This is a genomic window from Stenotrophomonas sp. YJH_SMC_64 (genome assembly GCF_059371375.1).
Map to the genome: position 1 here is coordinate 218,734 of NZ_JCAFUN010000005.1, position 19,138 is coordinate 237,871.

20 protein-coding genes and 1 tRNA gene are annotated in these 19,138 nt (G+C 65.9%); 10 read left to right on the plus strand and 11 right to left on the minus strand.

The features are described from left to right. The first annotated feature begins 49 nt into the window (after positions 1-49). The 10 genes from fabG to AC5P9L_RS07215 all read left to right on the plus strand — a co-directional run bounded on the left by fabG (position 50) and on the right by AC5P9L_RS07215 (position 8,175). A complete protein-coding gene (gene fabG, locus AC5P9L_RS07170; RefSeq protein ID WP_005408312.1) occupies positions 50-793 on the plus strand; it encodes a 3-oxoacyl-ACP reductase FabG in 744 nt (247 codons plus the stop codon). A gap of 152 nt (positions 794-945) precedes the next feature. Beyond that, on the plus strand, positions 946-1,185 hold the full coding sequence (gene acpP, locus AC5P9L_RS07175; RefSeq protein WP_005408313.1) for an acyl carrier protein: 240 nt from the start codon (positions 946-948) through the stop codon (positions 1,183-1,185). Between the two features lie 143 nt (positions 1,186-1,328). Continuing rightward, positions 1,329-2,591: a beta-ketoacyl-ACP synthase II gene (gene fabF / locus AC5P9L_RS07180; RefSeq protein ID WP_005412446.1), complete on the plus strand. Its 1,263-nt coding sequence runs from the start codon at positions 1,329-1,331 to the stop codon at positions 2,589-2,591. Positions 2,592-2,781: 190 nt separating this feature from the next. After that, positions 2,782-4,146, plus strand: coding sequence for an aminodeoxychorismate synthase component I (locus AC5P9L_RS07185; protein WP_088431447.1), 1,365 nt, complete (start codon positions 2,782-2,784; stop codon positions 4,144-4,146). A gap of 197 nt (positions 4,147-4,343) precedes the next feature. After that, complete coding sequence (mltG, locus tag AC5P9L_RS07190) at positions 4,344-5,405, plus strand: endolytic transglycosylase MltG (RefSeq protein WP_227415252.1); 1,062 nt, start codon at positions 4,344-4,346, stop codon at positions 5,403-5,405. Beyond that, the gene (tmk, locus tag AC5P9L_RS07195; protein ID WP_227415253.1) at positions 5,402-6,067 is read left to right on the plus strand and encodes a dTMP kinase; all 666 of its coding nucleotides are present in this window, start codon (positions 5,402-5,404) and stop codon (positions 6,065-6,067) included. The genes mltG and tmk overlap by 4 nt, the downstream gene beginning before the upstream one ends. After that, positions 6,064-7,020: a DNA polymerase III subunit delta' gene (locus AC5P9L_RS07200; protein ID WP_227415254.1), complete on the plus strand. Its 957-nt coding sequence runs from the start codon at positions 6,064-6,066 to the stop codon at positions 7,018-7,020. Before tmk ends, AC5P9L_RS07200 begins: the two co-directional genes overlap by 4 nt. Then, positions 7,017-7,370 (plus strand): PilZ domain-containing protein, encoded by a 354-nt coding sequence (locus tag AC5P9L_RS07205; RefSeq protein ID WP_046982794.1) that lies wholly within the window; start codon positions 7,017-7,019, stop codon positions 7,368-7,370. The genes AC5P9L_RS07200 and AC5P9L_RS07205 overlap by 4 nt, the downstream gene beginning before the upstream one ends. Positions 7,371-7,486: 116 nt before the next feature. Further along, positions 7,487-7,561: transfer RNA gene (locus AC5P9L_RS07210), tRNA-Val, on the plus strand. Between the two features lie 233 nt (positions 7,562-7,794). Continuing rightward, positions 7,795-8,175 carry a tautomerase family protein gene (locus tag AC5P9L_RS07215; RefSeq protein WP_227415255.1) on the plus strand — a complete coding sequence of 127 codons (381 nt, stop codon included), beginning with the start codon at positions 7,795-7,797 and terminating at the stop codon, positions 8,173-8,175. Positions 8,176-8,205: 30 nt separating this feature from the next. On the opposite strand, the gene AC5P9L_RS07220 is transcribed toward AC5P9L_RS07215, so the two are convergent. The 11 genes from AC5P9L_RS07220 to AC5P9L_RS07270 form a co-directional block, all read right to left on the minus strand. Then, a complete protein-coding gene (locus AC5P9L_RS07220) occupies positions 8,206-9,279 on the minus strand; it encodes a phage late control D family protein (protein ID WP_051187995.1) in 1,074 nt (357 codons plus the stop codon). Next, positions 9,270-9,485 (minus strand): tail protein X, encoded by a 216-nt coding sequence (locus AC5P9L_RS07225; protein ID WP_005408322.1) that lies wholly within the window; start codon positions 9,483-9,485, stop codon positions 9,270-9,272. The genes AC5P9L_RS07220 and AC5P9L_RS07225 overlap by 10 nt, the downstream gene beginning before the upstream one ends. Beyond that, positions 9,469-9,936, minus strand: coding sequence for a phage tail protein (locus tag AC5P9L_RS07230; protein WP_005408323.1), 468 nt, complete (start codon positions 9,934-9,936; stop codon positions 9,469-9,471). Before AC5P9L_RS07230 ends, AC5P9L_RS07225 begins: the two co-directional genes overlap by 17 nt. 2 nt (positions 9,937-9,938) lie before the next feature. Continuing rightward, positions 9,939-12,386, minus strand: coding sequence for a phage tail tape measure protein (locus tag AC5P9L_RS07235; RefSeq protein ID WP_279915588.1), 2,448 nt, complete (start codon positions 12,384-12,386; stop codon positions 9,939-9,941). 120 nt (positions 12,387-12,506) lie between these two features. Continuing rightward, positions 12,507-12,797, minus strand: a complete 291-nt coding sequence (locus tag AC5P9L_RS07240; protein WP_005408325.1) for a phage tail assembly protein — start codon at positions 12,795-12,797, stop codon at positions 12,507-12,509. A gap of 81 nt (positions 12,798-12,878) precedes the next feature. After that, the gene (locus AC5P9L_RS07245; RefSeq protein WP_005408326.1) at positions 12,879-13,382 is read right to left on the minus strand and encodes a phage major tail tube protein; all 504 of its coding nucleotides are present in this window, start codon (positions 13,380-13,382) and stop codon (positions 12,879-12,881) included. A 2-nt stretch (positions 13,383-13,384) separates the two neighbouring features. Further along, on the minus strand, positions 13,385-14,587 hold the full coding sequence (locus AC5P9L_RS07250) for a phage tail sheath C-terminal domain-containing protein (protein ID WP_279915586.1): 1,203 nt from the start codon (positions 14,585-14,587) through the stop codon (positions 13,385-13,387). A 106-nt stretch (positions 14,588-14,693) separates the two neighbouring features. After that, positions 14,694-15,353 carry a hypothetical protein gene (locus tag AC5P9L_RS07255; protein ID WP_099474382.1) on the minus strand — a complete coding sequence of 220 codons (660 nt, stop codon included), beginning with the start codon at positions 15,351-15,353 and terminating at the stop codon, positions 14,694-14,696. 1 nt (position 15,354) lies between these two features. Continuing rightward, positions 15,355-17,460, minus strand: a complete 2,106-nt coding sequence (locus AC5P9L_RS07260; RefSeq protein WP_099474379.1) for a tail fiber domain-containing protein — start codon at positions 17,458-17,460, stop codon at positions 15,355-15,357. Positions 17,461-17,467: 7 nt separating this feature from the next. Then, positions 17,468-18,016, minus strand: a complete 549-nt coding sequence (locus AC5P9L_RS07265) for a phage tail protein I (RefSeq protein WP_223846484.1) — start codon at positions 18,014-18,016, stop codon at positions 17,468-17,470. Positions 18,017-18,239: 223 nt separating this feature from the next. Continuing rightward, a complete protein-coding gene (locus AC5P9L_RS07270; RefSeq protein WP_005412462.1) occupies positions 18,240-19,136 on the minus strand; it encodes a baseplate assembly protein in 897 nt (298 codons plus the stop codon). Positions 19,137-19,138 lie beyond the last annotated feature (2 nt).

Sequence of the window (19,138 nt, forward strand, 5' to 3'; positions counted from 1 at the left end):
GCTGCACGCGGTACGGGTACGGCGGCCGCCCCAGCCTGAGGAAAACATCATGAGCAAGCCCCTGCAGGGTGAAATCGCACTGGTCACCGGCGCCAGCCGTGGCATTGGTGCCGCCATCGCCGATCTGCTGGCCGCCCAGGGCGCCACCGTCATCGGCACCGCCACCACCGAATCCGGCGCTGCCGCGATTGGTGAGCGCCTGGCCGCCCACGGCGGCCACGGCCGTGCACTGAACGTGACCGACGCTGCCGCGCTGGACAGCGTGCTGGACGGCATCGCCAAGGAGTTCGGCCCGATCTCGATCCTGGTCAACAATGCCGGCATCACCCGCGACAACCTGCTGATGCGCATGAAGGACGAGGACTGGGCGTCGATCATCGACACCAACCTGACCAGCGTGTTCCGCACCAGCAAGGCGGTGATGCGCGGCATGATGAAGGCACGCAAGGGCCGCATCATCAACATCGCATCGGTGGTGGGCGTGACCGGCAATGCCGGCCAGGCCAACTACGCGGCCGCCAAGGCCGGCATCATCGGCTTCAGCAAGTCGCTGGCCAAGGAAATCGGTTCGCGCGGTGTTACCGTCAATGTGGTTGCTCCCGGCTTCATCGACACCGACATGACCAAGGCGTTGCCGGAAGAAGCGCGCACCGCGCTGATCAACGACATCGCCCTCGAACGCCTGGGTTCGCCGGAGGACATCGCCCATGCGGTGGCCTTCCTGGCCAGCCCGGCTGCCGGTTACATCACCGGCGAAACCCTCCATGTGAACGGTGGCATGTACATGCCGTAAGCAAGGGGCGCAGGGATTGCGCCGCAAGTGGTTGATCTGCTGAGGTTTTTGCTGCGATGCAAGGCCGCGCCGGTTTCCACTACACTATCCCACGGCCATCGCCTTTGATGGCGACCACTTTTGAACCACAACTCCATCTGGAGCGAGATCCCATGAGCACCATCGAAGAACGCGTCAAGAAAATCGTCGTCGAACAGCTTGGCGTCAAGGAAGAAGAAGTCACCAACAGCGCATCGTTCGTCGATGACCTGGGCGCTGACTCGCTGGACACCGTCGAGCTGGTGATGGCCCTGGAAGAAGAATTCGAGTGCGAGATCCCGGACGAAGAAGCCGAGAAGATCAGCACCGTGCAGGCCGCCATCGACTACGTCAAGGCCCACGTCAAGGCCTGATGTCAGACGGCAGTGCGCGTGCAGGTATTTCCTTGCCGCGCACCGCACCCCATGGGGCCGCTGTTGCGGCCCCGTGTGTTTGGGCATCACATCGAAGCAAACCGAGTTACCCGTAGAAATCATCCGGGTCAGGAGAAACAGCAATGAAGCGTCGCGTCGTCGTAACCGGCCTGGGTATCGTCTCGCCGTTGGGCAATGATCTGGCCAGCAGCTGGGAAGGCATCACCCACGGTCGTTCGGGCATCGGTCCGCTGACCAACGTTGCTGATGCCTACGTGGATCGGTTCACCACCAAGATTGCAGGTGAGGTCAAGGGATTCGACATCACCGCCGACAATGAACTGTTCGGCAAGTTCCGGGTCAGCGGCAAGGATGCCAAGAAGATGGACCCGTTCATCCATTACGGCCTCGGTGCCTCGTTCATGGCCCTGCATGATTCGGGCCTGGAGATCACCGACGCCAATGCCGAGCGCATCGGCGCCATCGTCGGCGCCGGCATCGGCGGCCTGCTCGGCATCGAAGAGCAGACCATCGAGTTCCACGAGGGCAAGAAGATCTCGCCCTTCTACGTACCCAAGACCATCATCAACATGCTGCCGGGCCAGCTGAGCATCATCACCGGCCTGAAGGGTCCGTCGTTCTCGGCGGTCTCGGCGTGCGCGACCTCGAACCACTCGATCGGTACCGCGATGCGCATGATCCAGTACGGCGATGCTGACGTGATGGTGGTCGGCGGTGCCGAGCGTGGCTCGTCGCCGACCGCGCTGGGCGGCTTCTGCGCGATGAAGGCCATGAGCACCCGCAACGATGCCCCGGAACAGGCTTCGCGCCCGTGGGACAAGGACCGTGACGGCTTCGTGCTGGGCGACGGCGCCGGCATCCTGATCCTGGAAGAGTACGAGCACGCCAAGGCCCGTGGTGCGAAGATCTACTGCGAACTGGCCGGCTTCGGCGCCAGCTCCGACGCGTACCACATGACCGCACCGAGCGAGAACGGTGAAGGCGCCGCGCGCTGCATGGTCATGGCCATGAAGGACGCCGGCGTGACCCCGGAGCAGGTGGGTTACCTCAACGCGCACGGCACCTCCACGCCGCTGGGCGACCTGGGCGAGACCATGGCGATGAAGACCGCCTTCGGCGACCACGCCTACAAGATGATGGTCAGCTCCACCAAGTCGATGACCGGCCACCTGCTGGGTGCAGCGGGCGGCGTGGAAGCGATCTTCTCGGTGATGGCGCTGCAGGACAACGTCATCCCGCCGACCATCAACCTGCAGCAGCCGGGCGAAGGCTGCGACCTGGACTACGTACCGAACGAAGCACGCCAGGCCAAGGTGGACGTGGTGATGTCCAATGGCTTCGGCTTCGGCGGCACCAACGGCACGCTGATCTTCAAGCGCGTCTGACCGGTGCGGTAGGTTGTAGAGTCGACTGTCAGTCGACTGCCTTTCGATCCGCCGCGGTGATCGTTGATGGGAAAGCAGTCGACTGACAGTCGACTCTACCCATCGGCAATCCGACAAACGGATCAACGCCGTGCACCACGGAGCCGCCGCAAGGCGGCTTCCGTGCATCTGAATTCCCGAACTGGCTGCCATGACCCACGCACCGCTGATCCACCCGCTGCCGCACCCGATCGATCTGCTGGCCCTGCAGCAGCACGACCCGGCGCGCTTCCCGCTGCTGATGGAATCCACCGCCTCGGGCACCGCCCAGGGCCGCTGGAGCCTGCTGCTGGTCGCGCAGGGCGATGGCCTGCGGCTGGATGCCGACGGCCAGGTGCGCGACCAGCACGACCTGGTGCAGCCCGGCACGTTCCTGCAGGCACTGGATCGCGCCTGGCAGCATGAGCGCCTGCCGCATGACGGCAGCCACAGCCTGCCGTTCCGCGGCGGCTGGGCATTGATGCTGGACTACGAAGTGGCCAGCCAGATCGAACCGGTGCTGCCGGCGCGCGCACGCGAGGATGGCCGCCCGACCGCGCTGGCGCTGCGCTGCCCGGCGGCGGTGCTGCATGACCACCACAACGATGCCAGCTTCGTCATCGCCGAAGCCGGCGAGCAGGCGTTGCTGGATGCGCTGGTGGCACTGGCCTCGGCCGCGCTGCCCGAAGCCGGGCAGGGCTGGCAGCCACCGCAGGCGGTCGGCGAGGACGCGCCGCAGCGTTTCACTGATGGCGTGCGCCGGGTGATCGAGTACCTGCGCGCCGGCGACGTGTTCCAGGTGAACCTGTCGCGGCGCTGGAACGCGCAGTTCGCTGCGCCGGTCAGCCCGCAGGCGCTGTACGCACAGCTGCGTCGTGCCAACCCGGCGCCGTTTGCCGGCCTGTTCAGCGCGCACGGCCGCCATGTGGTCAGTTCCTCGCCGGAGCGGCTGGTGTCGGTGCACGCCGGCCATGCGCAGACCCGTCCGATTGCCGGTACCCGTCCACGCTTCGAAGGCGACGACGATGCCGCGCGCATCCAGGAGCTGGTCGGCCACCCCAAGGAGCGTGCCGAGCACGTGATGCTGATCGACCTGGAGCGCAACGACCTGGGCCGCATCTGCCTGCCGGGCACCGTGGTGGTCGATGAGCTGATGACCGTGGAGAGCTACGCGCACGTGCACCACATCGTCAGCAACGTCAGCGGCCATCTGCGCCCGGAGGTCACGCCCGGCGAGGTGATCGCCGCCACGTTCCCGGGTGGCACCATCACCGGCTGCCCAAAGGTGCGCTGCATGCAGATCATCAGCGAGCTGGAGCAGGTGCCGCGTGGTGCCTACACCGGCGCGTTCGGCTGGCTGAACCGCGATGGCGACCTGGACCTGAACATCCTGATCCGTACCGCCGAAGTGGATGGCCACGAGGTGAGCTTCCGCACCGGCGCCGGCATCGTGGTCGATTCGGACCCGGACAAGGAGCTGGACGAGACCCGCGCCAAGGCCCGCGGCCTGCTGCGCGCACTGGGCCAGCAGGGGTAGTGCCGGCCGCTGGCCGGCAACCTCATTCATCCGCGGTCCACGCGATTGCCGGCCAGCGGCCGGCACTACCGGTACCGGCGGGTGCCGTTGTTCCGGTGGGTGCCGACCGTTGGTCGGCACGGCTGCGTGGCCCCGGTCATGACCCCAATCCACCGGCACGGTATCCTGCACGACGGAATCGAGTTCAGAGGTAGTCCATGGCGGGAGCCAAGCGCGGGTGTCTGTTCGTGGTAACGCTGGTGGTGGTGCTGGGCGCCGTCGTGGCCGGCGTGGGCGCGTGGTTCTTCTACCAGCAGACGCGTTTCGCCGATGCCCCGATCACCCCGACTGCCGAGAGCATGGTCATCGCCAGCGGCGATGGCATGAACAGCGTGCTGCGCAAGCTGCGCGATGCCGGCGTGGACGAGGGCCAGGACACCCAGTGGCAGCTGCTGGCGCGTCAGCTTGATGCCGCCGGCAAGCTGAAGGTGGGCGAGTACGCGCTCAGTGGCGACCTGACCCCGCGCGAGCTGCTGCTGCGCATGCGTGCCGGCAAGGTGCTGCAGCACCGGGTCACCATCGTGGAGGGTTGGAACATCCGCCAGCTGCGTGCCGCGCTCAAGCGCGCCGAGCCGTTGCTGCACACCACCGACAGCCTCGATGACGCCGCGCTGATGCAGCGTCTCGGGTTTGGTGGCCAGCATCCGGAAGGCCGCTTCCTGCCGGAGACCTACGTCTACCAGCGTGGCGACAGCGATCTGGACGTGCTCAAGCGCGCCCACGCCGCAATGGAAAAGGCGCTGGATGAAGCCTGGGAAAGCCGTGCGCCGGACCTGCCGATCAACACGCCGTACGAACTGCTGACGATGGCGTCGATCATCGAGAAGGAAACCGCGCTGGCCAGTGAGCGTCCGCAGATTGCCGGCGTGTTCATGCGCCGCCTGAAGATCGGCATGCGCCTGCAGACCGACCCGACCGTGATCTACGGCATCGGTGCGGCGTATGACGGCAACATCCGCCGCCGCGACCTGACCACCGATACGCCCTACAACACCTATACCCGTGCGGGCCTGACCCCGACCCCGATCGCCATGCCCAGCCGCGATGCGCTGATGGCGGCCGCGCAACCCGCAGCGGGCGACGCGCTGTACTTCGTCGCCGTGGGCGATGGCAGTGGCGCGCACGTGTTCTCGCCCAGCCTGGACCAGCACAACGCCGCAGTGGCCCGCTACCTGCAGCAGCTGCGCCAGCAACGTACCCAGGAGACCCCGGCGCAATGAGTCCCGCGCTGCTTCGCCACCCGCGTTTCGTCAGCCTGGAAGGCGGCGAGGGCGCGGGCAAGACCACCGCCATCAATGCCATCCGTGACTGCCTGCGCAGCCACGGTCATGAGGTGGTACTCACCCGCGAACCGGGCGGTACGCCGCTGGCCGAGCGTATCCGCGGCCTGGTGCTGAAGCCCGATGCCGAGATCGCCGCCGAACCGCTCAGCGCCGAAGCCGAGCTGCTGCTGGTGTTCGCTGCACGCGCGCAGCATGTGCGCCAGGTGATCCAGCCGGCGCTGCAGCGCGGCGCCTATGTGCTGAGCGATCGCTTCACCGATTCCAGCTACGCCTACCAGGGGGGGGGGCGTGGCCTTGATCCGCAGTGGATTGCCGACCTGGAACGCCGCGCGGTGGGCCTGCTGCCGGGCCTGACCCTGCTGCTGGACGTGGACGTGGCAGTAGGCCGCGCACGCGCCAATGGCCGTGACCTGTGGCCGGACCGCATCGAGAGCGAGCAGGACGATTTCTTCCAGCGCGTGCGCGAAGTGTTCCGCGACCGCGCACAACAGGACCCGCAGCGGTTCGCCCTGATCGACGCTGGCCAGGTGCAGGAACGCGTCGCCGCTGATGTGGTCGCGCGTGTCGAGCACTGGCTGCAGGACGGGGAGGGCGCATGAGCCGTTTCTCGCCGTGGCAGCAGCGCGCGTTCGATCAGACGGTCGCCGCGCTCGATGCCGGTCGGCTCGGCCATGGCTTGTTGATCTGCGGCCCGGCCGGGCTGGGAAAGCGCGACGTGGCGTTGGCCTTGGCCGACCACGTACTGGCGCGCGGTGATGCCGCGCATGCCACGCGCACGCGCCAGCTGATCGCCGCCAGTACCCATCCGGACCTGCAGCTGGTCAGCTTCATTCCGAACAAGAGCGGCGACAAGCTGCGCACCGAGATCGTCATCGAGCAGGTGCGCGAGATCACCGACAAGCTGGCGTTGACCCCGCAGTACGGCGTGGCGCAGGTGGTGATCGTCGACCCGGCCGATGCGATCAACCGCTCGGCGGCCAACGCGCTGCTGAAGACGCTGGAAGAGCCGCAGCCAGGCCGTTATCTGTGGCTGATCAGCAGCGACCCGGCACGCCTGCCACAGACCGTGCGAAGCCGCTGCCAGCGCCTGGAATTCAAGCTGCCGCCGCGCGATGAAGCGATGGCCTGGCTGCAGCAGCAGGGCCACAGCGAAGCATCGGCGCGCGAAGCGCTGGACGCGGCGCGCGGCCATCCCGGCCAGGCCGACAACTGGCTGCGTGAAGATGGCCTGAGCCTGCGCCGCGAAGTCGGTCGAGATCTGGAACAGCTGGCCGCCGGCAAGACCGGCGCGGTGGAGCTGGCGCAGAAGTGGTGTGGTGACGACAACGCGGCGCTGCGCCTGCGCTTTGCCGCCGACCTGGCGCTGGCCCAGGCCAGCACCGATGCCTTGACCACGCCGGAGCGATTGCACAAGCTTGCAGCCTGGTTCGATGCGGCCAACCGCACCCGCGACCTGCTGCGCACCACGGTGCGTGCAGACCTTGCGGTGGTCGAGTTGCTGCTGGCCTGGAACAAGGTGAACGAGCGGCCTGCCGCAAGGGGAAATCGATGAGTGCCAGCAACGCCCGCCAGGGCATCCTGTCCCTGGCCGTGAAGGACAAAGCCGCGCTGTACAGCGCGTACATGCCGTTCGTGAAGAATGGCGGCATCTTCGTGCCCACGCCCAAGCGCTACTTCCTCGGCGACGAGGTGTTCCTGCTGCTGACCCTGCCCGATTCCAGCGAGCGCCTGCCGGTGGCCGGCAAGGTGATCTGGGTGACCCCGGCCGGCGCGCAGGGCAACCGTACCGCCGGCATCGGCGTGCAGCTGGCCGAGGGTGCCGAAGGCGAGGGCGTACGCCACAAGATCGAGACCCTGCTGGCCGGCCTGACCGGTTCGGACAAGCCGACCCATACGATGTGATTCCGGTAGCGCCGGGCCATGCCCGGCTACGACCTCGAAACACCCGTGAACACGAATGTGAAAAACTGTTGACGGCCTCTGAAAAGCCCCTATAATGAGCGGCTCAGCAACACACCGGGCGGTTAGCTCAGCGGTAGAGCATTGCCTTCACACGGCAAGGGTCACAGGTTCGATCCCTGTACCGCCCACCATGTTGCAGAACGAAAGAAGCCTCCAGAAATGGGGGCTTTTTTGTTGCCTGGCCATCAGCGCGGCTTTCCGGCATCGTTGGAAGCGCGACTCACCGGCTCCCTCAACCGCGCGAAGCGCTCGGGGGACGCACTTCACCGATGCGGGCACAGGATTCCATCCATGCGCTGTTCCGTGGTTCACGGCCGGCGTACTCTCGAGGCAGTGCCGTGCCCCCATTCCCTGGAGTGCCACCATGCCGCTCGCCCGCATCGATCTTCGCAAAGGTAAATCCGCCGACTACCTGCAACGTGTCGGCGAAGCCATCTACCAGGCCATGCGCGCGGTGGGCGTGCCGGAGAACGACCGCTTCCAGATCTTCCAGCAGCACGACGCCGGCACGCTGATCTACGACCCCGGCTATCTAGGCGTGGACCGCACCGACGATTTCATCTGCATCCAGATCACCTGGAACGAAGGGCGTACGCTGGAGCAGAAGAAGGCGTTGTACGCCGGCATCGCCGATGGACTGCACGCGGCGGTGGGCATCCGCCGCGAGGATGTGTTCATCAATCTTGTTGAAGTAAAGAAGGAGAACTGGTCGTTCGGTGATGGCGTGGCGCAGTACGTGAGTTGATGCGCGGAAAGCACCACGCATGGCGTGAATCTACACCTCGCTGCCGACCTGTTCGCCTTCGCTGGCCGGGGCATTGCTGGCCGCTTTCACTGCGTCGGCGCTGTTGGGTTGTTCGCATTCGATGCGGGTGACATAGCCCTCGCTGCCGATGCTGTGCTCGGCACGCTTGACCAGCCACTGGCCATCCACGCCCTCGCGGAACCCCTGCATCACCACGGTGGCTTCGGCCATCAGTGTTTCGCGGCCGGGCAGGGTGTAGCTGAGCGTCCGCGTCTGCCGTGCCTGTTCGCGATGCTTGGCGCGCGCCGCCGCTTCTGCGCTCTCCCGGTCGGCATAGGCCATGCGCAGGCGCATGATCGGTTCACCGCTGCCGACCTTCACTTCCTGGCGCTTGGCACTGCGCACGTCGCGGTAGTACGCAATGGTGGTACCGGCATCTTCGCGTGCGGCAAGGGTTACCCGGTAGTCGCTGCCATCGGCCGGGGTGAGGGTGACATCGGGAATGCGCTCGCCGCTGGCGCTGGTGGATTCGCCCCGCTTCACGAACACCAGGCGCCCGCCTCCGGGCTTGGCGATGGCATCGTGCTGTTTGGCCAGGCGCAGCAGCAGGTTCATGTCCGACTCCTGCGACTGCACCGTCAGCGGCAGCACGATGGACGCCAGCGATGCGCTCACCGCTGCGTTCAGCCCATGCTCGCCGGCCATGCGTCGCACCATGTCGCCGATCGTGGTGCCCTTCTTCCAGGTGCGTGTCTTCTGCGTCTGCAGGTCGCTCTTGCCCCCCTTGCTGGTCTCGAACGGTGCCGCCCGGGCGCGCAGCGTCATGCTGCCGGGAAAGCCGGAGATCTCCACCTCGTCGCAGATGTACAGGCCTACGCGCCGCACTTCGCCGTCATAGCCGATGAAGGCCTCCAGTTCCGCGCCAACCGGTGGCAGCTGGATCGGATCGGACGGATCGTGGTCGGCCAGCTGCAGTTCCAGCGTGTCGGACGTGTTGCCGGTCTCGTCGGTGATGCGCAGCGACTTGAAGCGCGCCATGATCTTGTCGGTGATGTCCTGGCTGTTGGCCACCACGCGGAAGGCCGGTGTGATGTTCAATCCCACAGGGCGACTCCCTTGCGCTCGCTGGCCGGGCGCTGCACCTCCGGCAGGGTGATCGCTACGCCGGCAGGCAGTACCGGGCCGCGTGCGGCCAGGCCCGGGTTGGCATCGAACACCGCGCGCAGGATGGCCGGTGACTGCTCGCCATAATGCGCGTACGCGATACGGTCTACGACGTCGCCGTCGCGGGTGCTATACGTTCGTGCCATTGCTGTGCTTCCGCAGTGAAAGGGTGAATTCCTGTTTCAGGATCGCGCTGTCGGCGGTGAACTCGCTGGCGGTGGCATCGATCTTCTCGATGACCCACAGGCCCAGGTTGCCGCCTTTGCCGGTCAGCAGTCGATGAGGCGTGCCCTGCGCGGCCAGCTTGCGCAGCTGTGAGAGCTCGTTGCCGGCGCCGCGGAACTGGTAGTAGATGACGCCCGGCAGGGTCATGCTGGCTGAGCCCGGTCCGGTGTACTGCAGGGCCGCCATCTGGCCGATGCGGTCCTGCGCCTGCCAGCGATACTCGTTGGATTGCTGGATCTCCCGGAAGACCGCGGTGTTGAGGCTGAACTTGAAGCCGCCCAGCATCAGCAGGACCGGGGCGTTGCCGGAGTCATTGGCTTTGAACTGCGACAGCAGCTTGTCCACAGTGCCGGTTACGAATTCGCGTTTCATGCTCAGTTCCTGTCTGCAAGGCCACCACGGGCGGCAACCGCGTTGCGACGCTGCAGCTCGTCGGCGGTGCGGCGCGCCACCGCCTCGCTGGATTCGCCTGGCTGCTGGTGGATGGTGATGTGGTTGGTCTGCTGCTGCTGCACGGTGGTCGGTGCGCGCATCGTGGGCGAGGGCATGTCCGGCGCACGGCGTCCCTGCGCGCCGCTCAGCTCGGCCATGCGGCGGTTCAGGCCATCGTTGTCGTTGGTGCCGACCGCGTACGCAACGCGCGCCATGTCGCCGATGCCACCACCGCCGCGCGCCTTCATGCCGCTGTAGATGTTGGCGGCGCCCACTGCGGTCTGCAGCCCGCCCTCGGCGACCTCCAGCGCTTTGTCGTTGGCAGCCCCTACGCGACCACCAAGCTTGTCCATGAACCAGCCGACGCCTTCGATGACTGGCTTGAGCTTTTCCAGGATGCGGTCGAACGCTGCGGTCGCCTTCTGGCTGATCGACTCCCAGATGTTGCCAAGGGTTTCGTTGATGAAGCCGGCGACGGTGCCGAGCATCTCGCCCAGCCACACCACCGCCCCCACCACGCCGCCGATGACCTGGATCACCAGCCGGAAGTTGGTCAGCAGCGCCTCACCCACCAGCGAGCCGATCTGGGCGACGCGTGACAATTCATTGCCGGTGTACTGCGCCGGCTCCAGCATCTTCGACAGCCAGTCCCAGGCCTGGCCGATCAGCCCGCTCATGACTTCCCAGGCGGGGCGCAGTGGTTCAACCGCGCGCATCAGTTCACCCATCGCTGCGGTGCCTGCACCGCTCAGGCCTTCCCAGACGCCGCCCAGGAATGCCTTGATCGGTTCCCAGTACTTGCGCACCAGCAGGGCGCCGGCGGTGATGGCGGCGACCGCAACGGCGATGGGGCCACCGCCGATGGCACCAATGGCAGTTGCGACGATGCGGAAACCCGATGCCAGGCGCATGGCCATCGGCCCGAAGCGCCCCAGCTGTGCCAGCAGGCTGCCGCCACGGAACAGCTGGAAGGCCTTCTGCACGCCCAGGACCGGGCCCTGCAGGAAGGTCCAGGCATAGCGAGCGCCGAGTACCGCCGCGCGCATGCCCAGCATGCCGACCACGATCTGCGTGGTGTTGGCGATCAGCTTCGGGTTTTCCTGCACGAACGAGGTAACCCCGTTCAACAGCTCGGTCAGCTTGACCGCGGCCTCGCCCACCGCGGGCAGCAGCGCCGCACCGAACGCCTTGGACAGGTTGTCCACGGCGATCTTGGCGCCTTCGATCTTCTGCGGATCGGTCTGCATCGCGTCGGCATAGGCCGCATCGGTGGTACCCGCCGATCCATTCAAGGCCTTGTCGCGGACACGGATGTAGGTGTCCCAGTTCTCGATCATGGGCTGGACGAAGTTCTTCGCCTGTGCATCGCTGAACAGGGTGCCGATCTTCTTCTGGTCGCCCGCAGTCGCCTGGATGATCCCCTGCATCGCAGCATCGAAGGGATTGCCGCCGCTGGTCTGTGCATCGCCGATGATCTTGCGCAGATCCAGGTTCAGGCTCTTCTTGGCCTTCTCCTGAATGTCCGGCGAGAGCACCTCGGACATGAAGCTCTTCATGTTGCTGGCGGCCTTGTCGGCGCCACCTGCCGAGTCCAGCGTGGCTTCCAGTGCCGCACCCAGCGTAGCCGCCGCCGATGTGCCCTGCAGCTTCATCGCCTCGAACGAGGAACCCAGCACCGGCAGCACCTGGGCCATGTCCTTCAGGCCCAGGCTGCCCTGCTGGCTGTTCACCACCAGCACGTCCAGCGCGTTCTGCATGCGCGAGGGATCGATATCGAACGACTGCTGCAGGGCGGCCGCAGCTTGGGCCACATCATCGATGCTGGCACCGGTGACGGTGGTGGTCCGTCCAACGGCGCCGAGGCTGGCCTGCGCGGACTGTGCGTCCATGCCGGCCGCGACCATCAGCTTGATCGACCGCTGCAGATCGTCGGCGCCCTGGTTGGTTGCACGCGATTGCTGCAGGATCGCCTGGCCGAGCGCACTCACCTGCGCGCGGCTGAGGTTGGCTGCCACGCCGATCTGCTGGTTCTGGCGGGCGAAGCCGGAGGCGTTCTCGACCGGCTTGGCCAGTGCGGTGACGGCGGTGCCGAGTGTGCCGCGCGCTGCCTTGAACGAGGCGCCGAGTTTCTCGCGCTTCTCCAGGTTGGCGGTGCGCTTGGCTTCGACACGCTCCAGCGCTTCCTGTGAGGCGCGCAGCGCATCGGCCTGCGCGCGCATGCGGGTGTATGCGGTGCCCGACTTCTTCATCGCGGCGAGCTTGAGCTCCAGCTTGCCGGCTTCATTGCCGAGGCGCTTCACGCCATCATTGGCGAAGGACAATGCGTCCTTCAGCGACTTGGACACCTCACCGCCGATCGTGATCGTTGTCGTTTGAACGTTACTGGCCATGTACCGGCAATCCCTGAATCCACCAGATGAACTTCGACACCCGCAGTGTCATGATTTCGCGCAGGCCCCAGCCGGTATGACCGGCCAGAGCAAGCACTCCCTGCCTGATCTGTGGCAGGGTCAGGTGGTAAAAAGCGCGACTCCCGACTGCAGGCGGGCGTAATCGCGCAGCGGCAGCTTGCGCAGGTCGTCCGGCGGGATCTCGCACAGGTTGGCGATCATCCGCACTTCACGCTGTGCATCGCTGCCCTTGTCATCCTGGAACCGCTCCATGTCTTCCACGGTGGGTTCGCGCATGCGCAGTACGGCGGTTTCCACGCCATTGACCTGGCGCGGGCGGGTGAGGGTGACTTCGGCATAGCCATCGCGTTCGATGACGTGGTCGTTGGTGGTCTTGGTCTTGCTGGACATGGATGTGTTCCTGGAAATCGAGGGAGCGCGATGAAGGCGGGGGCGCGAGGCGCCCCCGGTGCTGTGGAGACGCGTGCGGGGTCAGATGCCCAGGGCGCTGCGCAGGCCGGCCAGCATGTCCACGCCGTTCTGCTTGGCGATCATGTTGACCACGTCCAGCTCCTGGACGACCAGCGGTCCGTGGGTGAGCTTGTAGTAGCTCAGTGCGAGCGAGATCTTCACCGTGCCCTTCTCGCCGGACTTGGACTCGCCACGATCAATGGCCTTGACCTTGCCGCGCATGTTGTGGACCACGGCGGTGATGCTGCCGTCGCTGGACTCCAGCGCCTCGCGTGCGGTGAAGGAGTACTCCTTGCTTTCCACCACATGGAACTTGCCCATGATGTCCGGGTCATCGGCGATGAGGACAGCCTCGGCTTCAAGCTTCTCGTGGCCCAGGGTGATTTCGGTCGGGGCGAACATGCCACCCGCCTGGAAATCCTCGGTCTTCAGCGTCAGCTTCGGAGCGGTGAAGGATTCGACGTTGCCGGCATAGCCCTTGCCGTCGACGTAGAAGTTGAAGTTCTTTCGGACGTTGCGCGCCATGCTTAGAAGATCTCCGAGACGTAGTTGTTGTTCATGTGCATGCGGAAGGTCAGCTGCTCACCCGGGTAGGTCGGAGTGAAGTCGAAGTCCCAGTAGAAGCGGCCCTGGGCCACGCTGTCCGCTGCGTTCAGTTCCGGGTCGATCCAGCAGTTGCCGCCGAGGATCGCGCCCTGGGTCTTCAGGCCGCGCAGGAAGGCATTGACGCCCTCGCGCACGTCATCGACGTAGGTCTTGCTGATGCCGCGGTCGACGGCCCACAGGTGGGCGGCTTCCAGGCTGTCGGCGATGATGTCGGCGGTGCGCACCACGCACAGGAACTGCCACTTCGGATCGATGCTGGTGGTGCGGTTGCCCCACAGGCGGAAGCCCCCTTCGCGGATGACCGTGGCCACGTTGGCCTGGTTCAGCAGGTTGGCGCGGCTGGTGGCATCGGACAGGCCGAAGTCGATCGCACGCGCGGTACCGACCACGCCGTTGAGTTCCAGGTTCGACGGCGACGCCCACCAGCCGCGCTCGTTGTCGCTGCGGGCGATGGCACCGGCCACGGCACCGGAGGCATGGCGGGTGACGATGGCATCACCGGACTGCACCAGCAGCGCGGGGTCGACCACGTAGACGCGCTTGGAGCCGGTCAGGGCGGCGGTGGACTTGGCAGCGTCGTCGTTGCTGTTCGGGCCGTCCTTGATGATGACCGCGCGCAGCTTGTCGGCGATGCCAAGCAGCTCGGCCACGACCGGGTTAGCCAGCACGGCCTCCGGCTTGGCCGGATCGGCTGGGTGCACATGGGTGAAGCCTGGTGCGACCAGGATGCGCGGCTTGACGCCGACGATGGACTTGGCGGCCAGCAGCGCATGCACGCCTTCGTAGGCGCCGGTCTGGGCGTTCACGCCGCCCAGCACGTTGGCCAGGGTGGCGCTTTCATTGGCACCCTTCTCGACGCGGACGACGACGACGACGGCACTGGACTGGTCGAAGATCGTGTCGAGCGCACCGGGCAGGGTGCCGACATCGGTGCCGGTGGTCGCCGACAGCTTGGCGGCCTGCGACGGCGAGGTCACCAGCACGGGCGTGTTGACGGGGAACGCTTCGGTGTCGGCCAGCGGTGCGGTGCCGACGATGCCGATCACGCTGCTGGAGGCGATGGCAATCGATCGGGCACCGGTATCGATGTTGACGACCTGTACGCCATGGAGAAATTCGGTCATTCGGGGTTCTTCCTCGGTGTGGGTGTGTGCCGGCTTGTGCAGGCGACGGGGTAATGTTCGGAGAATGTGGCGGTCGCGATAATTGCAGCGGTGGCCCGATGCGCAATCAGTACCAGCCCGAAACGGCGACGTTGGCGTATACGGTTGAAACCTGAGCGGGGCTGCCGGAACGACGGAGATGAACGGCTATCTCAACCGTGATGCTCTCGTACATGGAAGATGCCGCAGGAATGCTGATGGATACGGTTGCCGAGCGCGATGTCGCAAGTGAGGAGAATGACGGTGCGCTTGTGCTGAACGAAGCAGCCCCTGTGTTGCTGGCCGTGAACTGCACTTCGTACTGGCCGGGGTTTGCACCCGCCGGTGCCCAGCGACCGGAATCCACCTGGGCGGTGGCATCGTTGCCACCGCCGTAACTGTTGCTGTGGACGGTGAAGTTGCCGTCGGATAGCAGGCTGATCTGCACCGACGCCGTGACATCGCCGAATGAGTTTGTTTTGGCGCCATTGCCGGCTGAGTAGTCCTTGCCGTGGAAGGGCAGCCGGTAGCTTGCGGTGCCCCGGGCCGCCCACAGGTTGGACACGTCCATTCCGTTGATGCGATGGCCTACGTCGGCACGCTTGCTGCCGTACTGGATGTGGGCATAGCGGCGGCTCAGGTCGCCGCCCGCCAACATGGAGCCGCAGTCCGCAGCAAACGGACCCTCGGCGTAGGGATCGAACAGATCGTCAAAGTCGACTCCACCAGAGGCATAGCCTGAAGGCATGTCAGTTCCCTCCCTTTAGCGACCTGATCTCCGCAGCCAGTTCCTGGATGGCGCGAACCAAGACAGGAATCAGCTGCGACTCCTGGATCGACGGCACTTTCTCACCGCGGTAGTCGACGGCATTCTCGAAGACTGCTTCGGGTACGATTTCGGAGAGCTGCTCTGCAATCATGAAGAGTCGGCGTCGCTCATCGTTTACAAAATCGGAGTTGTACTGGCCAAAATAGGTCTCAATCTTTTCGATTTCCGCCAGGCCATAGCTCAGTGGTGTCAACGGATGGTCCGACTTGAGCTTGCGCGACGAAGGGCGGTTGAACCCCGCGGGAGCTTCCACGACACCTGTCTTCGAAAGCCAGAAGGACTGCCCATAACCCGCGAACGTGAAGACCCGGTCGCCGTCGGTGCTGTCACCGTGGAAGTCGATGTAGCCCTGCGTCGTAGCGTCGACCTCACGGTACAGACGCCACCGCGCGGAGGACCATCCATTTGCACCATTTACGGTCCGTAGCAGCGTTGCCTTCATGCCGTCTGCATTGCCGCCGTGTGGAATAACGCAGTGCAGGGCGGTCTGGCTGTTCCACAATCCGGTCCCGAGCGGTGGGGAGGCAAGCACGGTGTACCCGACGCCGCCATCCACGGTTACCTTGGCTTTTCCGTTGCCTCCAAGCAGTGCAAGCGAGCCGTTCGCATTTCGGTTGACCAGAAAGCCATTGCGGTCGGTGCCGGTGTTGAGACCGGCACCGATCTCGAGGTTGGCGACATCCAGGTTGTCGTCATAGAGCGCGATACGACCTGCGGCATTGCCTCGCATCCGAAGCGGACCGGTCAGGTCTCCGCCGGTGATACTGAGCTTCTTGCTTGGATCGAAATTGCCGCTGGTCCAGACAGTTCCGCCTGCATTGAGCGTAGCGGTGTACGCCCCTTCCAGATTGCGGAAAGTGAACGTGGATCCGGACTTGAAGAGATAGCTGTCACCCGTGCCGAAGTAGACGACACCATCGGTCGCGGTACTGCCCCAGCCGGACAGGCGCAGGGAGTTGTTGGAAATGGTGACGGTGCCACTGAAGGTGCCGCCGGTCTTGTCCATCTTCGCTTCAGGCGCGAAGTTCCCGGCATGCCACATCGCCGAGCCGTTCCAGCGCGGCGTGTCGCCATGCTTGATGGTGATTTCGCTGCTGGCACTGCGGTCCGCGCTCCATACGCGCCACAGGCTGGAATTTGCCCAGCCGCCAATGAAGGACTGCTCGGCACCGGCGGCACCGAAGCCCAGCAACGGATACGTGCCGCTGATGAACTGCTGGTCGGTGAACGTGTTGCCGCTCCTGGACGCCTTGCCATCCAGTGCCGACTGCAGCCCGGTCACATCGGCAATCACATGCTTGTGGCCCACGGTGGCGAAGTCACCGGCCAGGGCGAACTCGGAGGCGTGCTTGCCGTCCAGGGTGTCGGCGTCCAGGCCGTTGCCATGCCCGGTGTCCTTCAGCGCGGCGCTCTTCAGTTCCAGCGCAGTGCGCGCCGCCGCGGTGTTCGCCGCAGACAGCAGCGTCTTCGCCAGCGCGGTCGGGGCGCTGGCGCCGAAGCGCTTGTCGGTGTACGCACGCACGCCACGCGGGGTCACCACGCGCTGGGTGTCGGTCGCATCTTCGACTTCGGTGCTGGTGGCCAGCTCGACCACGCCGACGACCTCGGTGGTGGCCGGTGGATAGAGAAAGCCGGCATCGCCGAACTGAATCTGCGTCGTGTCGATCCCGCTGAAGCGGGTATCGGTGGCCAGTAGCAGCATCGATGCGGCCGACTTCTCCATGATCGGATCGGCCTGGCCGTAGCTGGCAAACAGGGTGCCGTCGGCCAGGTACAGGCCGAAACCGCGCAGCGTGTAGGAGGTGGCGCTGTCATCGCGGATGGTGACGTGCACGGTGTCATCGCCCACGGCCTGGCCGCCGAAGGTGGCGACGCGCTTGATCTCGCCGGGCAGTGCGGTGAGCCCCGCCGACGGCACGAAGGCAGTCGAGGTCAGGCCGATCTGGGTGATCAGGACGGCGTTGGTGCCGGTGTTCGGCGGATTGACCAGCTTGGCGAAGCCGGCATCGGTGATTTTCAGGCGCATGCGGGGGTTACTCTCCGATCAGTTGAAGGCGGCGGAAGGCCGTGGCGTGGGCGGCTGCAAGTGCGCCGACGGCGGCGTCGGCCTGCATGCCCTGGGTAAAGGTGAAGTGCGAGCGCACCGGCTTGGTCCGGGTGATTTCGCCGATGACGTCCTCCACGAACATCGCCGTGGCAGACTGGCCATCCTGGTTGGCGATGGTCATCACCGCTTCGAAGGTGTGCGGCGCGCCCCTGGGCTGCAGCTGCCACCACTCGCGGATCAGCACCGATCCACCGAAGGCGGCCACCACGTCGCGCACGCTGCCGGCGGTGCCCTTGCGACGCTGGATAGCGATGGCCGTACGCACCCGGGCGCGCTTCACGGCTTCGGGCCAGTAGGCCTTCCATTCGTCCACCGACAGCGCCCAGGCCAGCCAGGGCAGCAGTGCGGTCGGACAGCGGTCGGCATCCCACAGCGCGGTGATGTCCACCGGCAACGGACGTGCAACGATGGCGCGGGCAAGCGCGCGCTCGGCATGGGTGGCGTTGGCGGGCAGCAGGTTCGCCGCCGAGGGCACCACCACCTGGGCGTCACCATCGATGACCTCGCCGGGCGCCGGTGCAGCGGCCAGGGTGACCCTGCTGCCCTCGATGACGCTGCCCTGCAGCGGCTGCCGCCCCCGTGCATCGGTGCGGTACACCGCCTGCAGGCTCGCCAGCGCGCCGCCGGGGTGGCGGAAGGTGCGGTTGCGGCCATCGATCGCGCCGCGCAGCCGCGCGTTGATCAGGCGCGTGCTCGGCTCATTCATCGGTGCCGCCGTGGGTCAGAGTCACGCCGGCGCAGTGGGTGGCCTGGGTTCGGTCCACCACCACATCTGCAGCCGGATGGACGATCTCCACGCGCTGCACGCCCTCGGCATGCAATGCGGCGAACAACCCCGAACGGGTGACATCGCGGCCGAGGCGATGTGACTCGCTGATGTAGCGGTCCAGGCGGGTGCGCGCTTCGGCAAGCACGACCTGCGAATCCGGGCCAGCAAAGGTGAACAGCGTGGCGTCGACCGAGTAGGTGACGATCGTGGCCGGCTTCACCAGCACGTGGTCGGTCAGCGGTCGCACGTCATCGGCGCTCAGCTTCGCCTCGACGATGTCCAGCAGCCCCTGGGTGGCGGTTCCATCCGCTTCGCGCGACAGCACCGAGACCACCACTTCGCCGGGGGCGGGACTGGTCGCACTGGCGTCGAGCACGCGCGGGTCGGCGCTCAGCGCATGGAATACATAGGCACCTTCCGGCCCCGCCACGCTGAACCCTTCCGGGCCCAGCTGGATGCGGCGGCGGAAGTCCTCATCGCTCTCATATCGCGGTGGAATGCCTTCCTGCGGCCTGCCCGGGTCGAGCACCTGGCGGGCGACGCCGAAGATCGCGGCGAGGTGGTCCAGGTCGCTGCCACCGGCATAGGCCAGCATCACGCCACGCGCGGCGTCGTTGACACGCTGGCGATCGAGCAGGCGCAGGTAGGTGCAGACCTCCAGGATCTTGAAGGCCGGGTCCGACGGCAGCAGCGCGTCGAAGGTGGGATCCAGGGCCTGCAGTGCGGTCAGCGATTCATCGAACATGGCTTCGAAATCGAGCACTTCGATGACCGCCGGTGCAGGCAGCTGGGACAGATTGACACTGGTGAACGAGCCGGATGCCACGG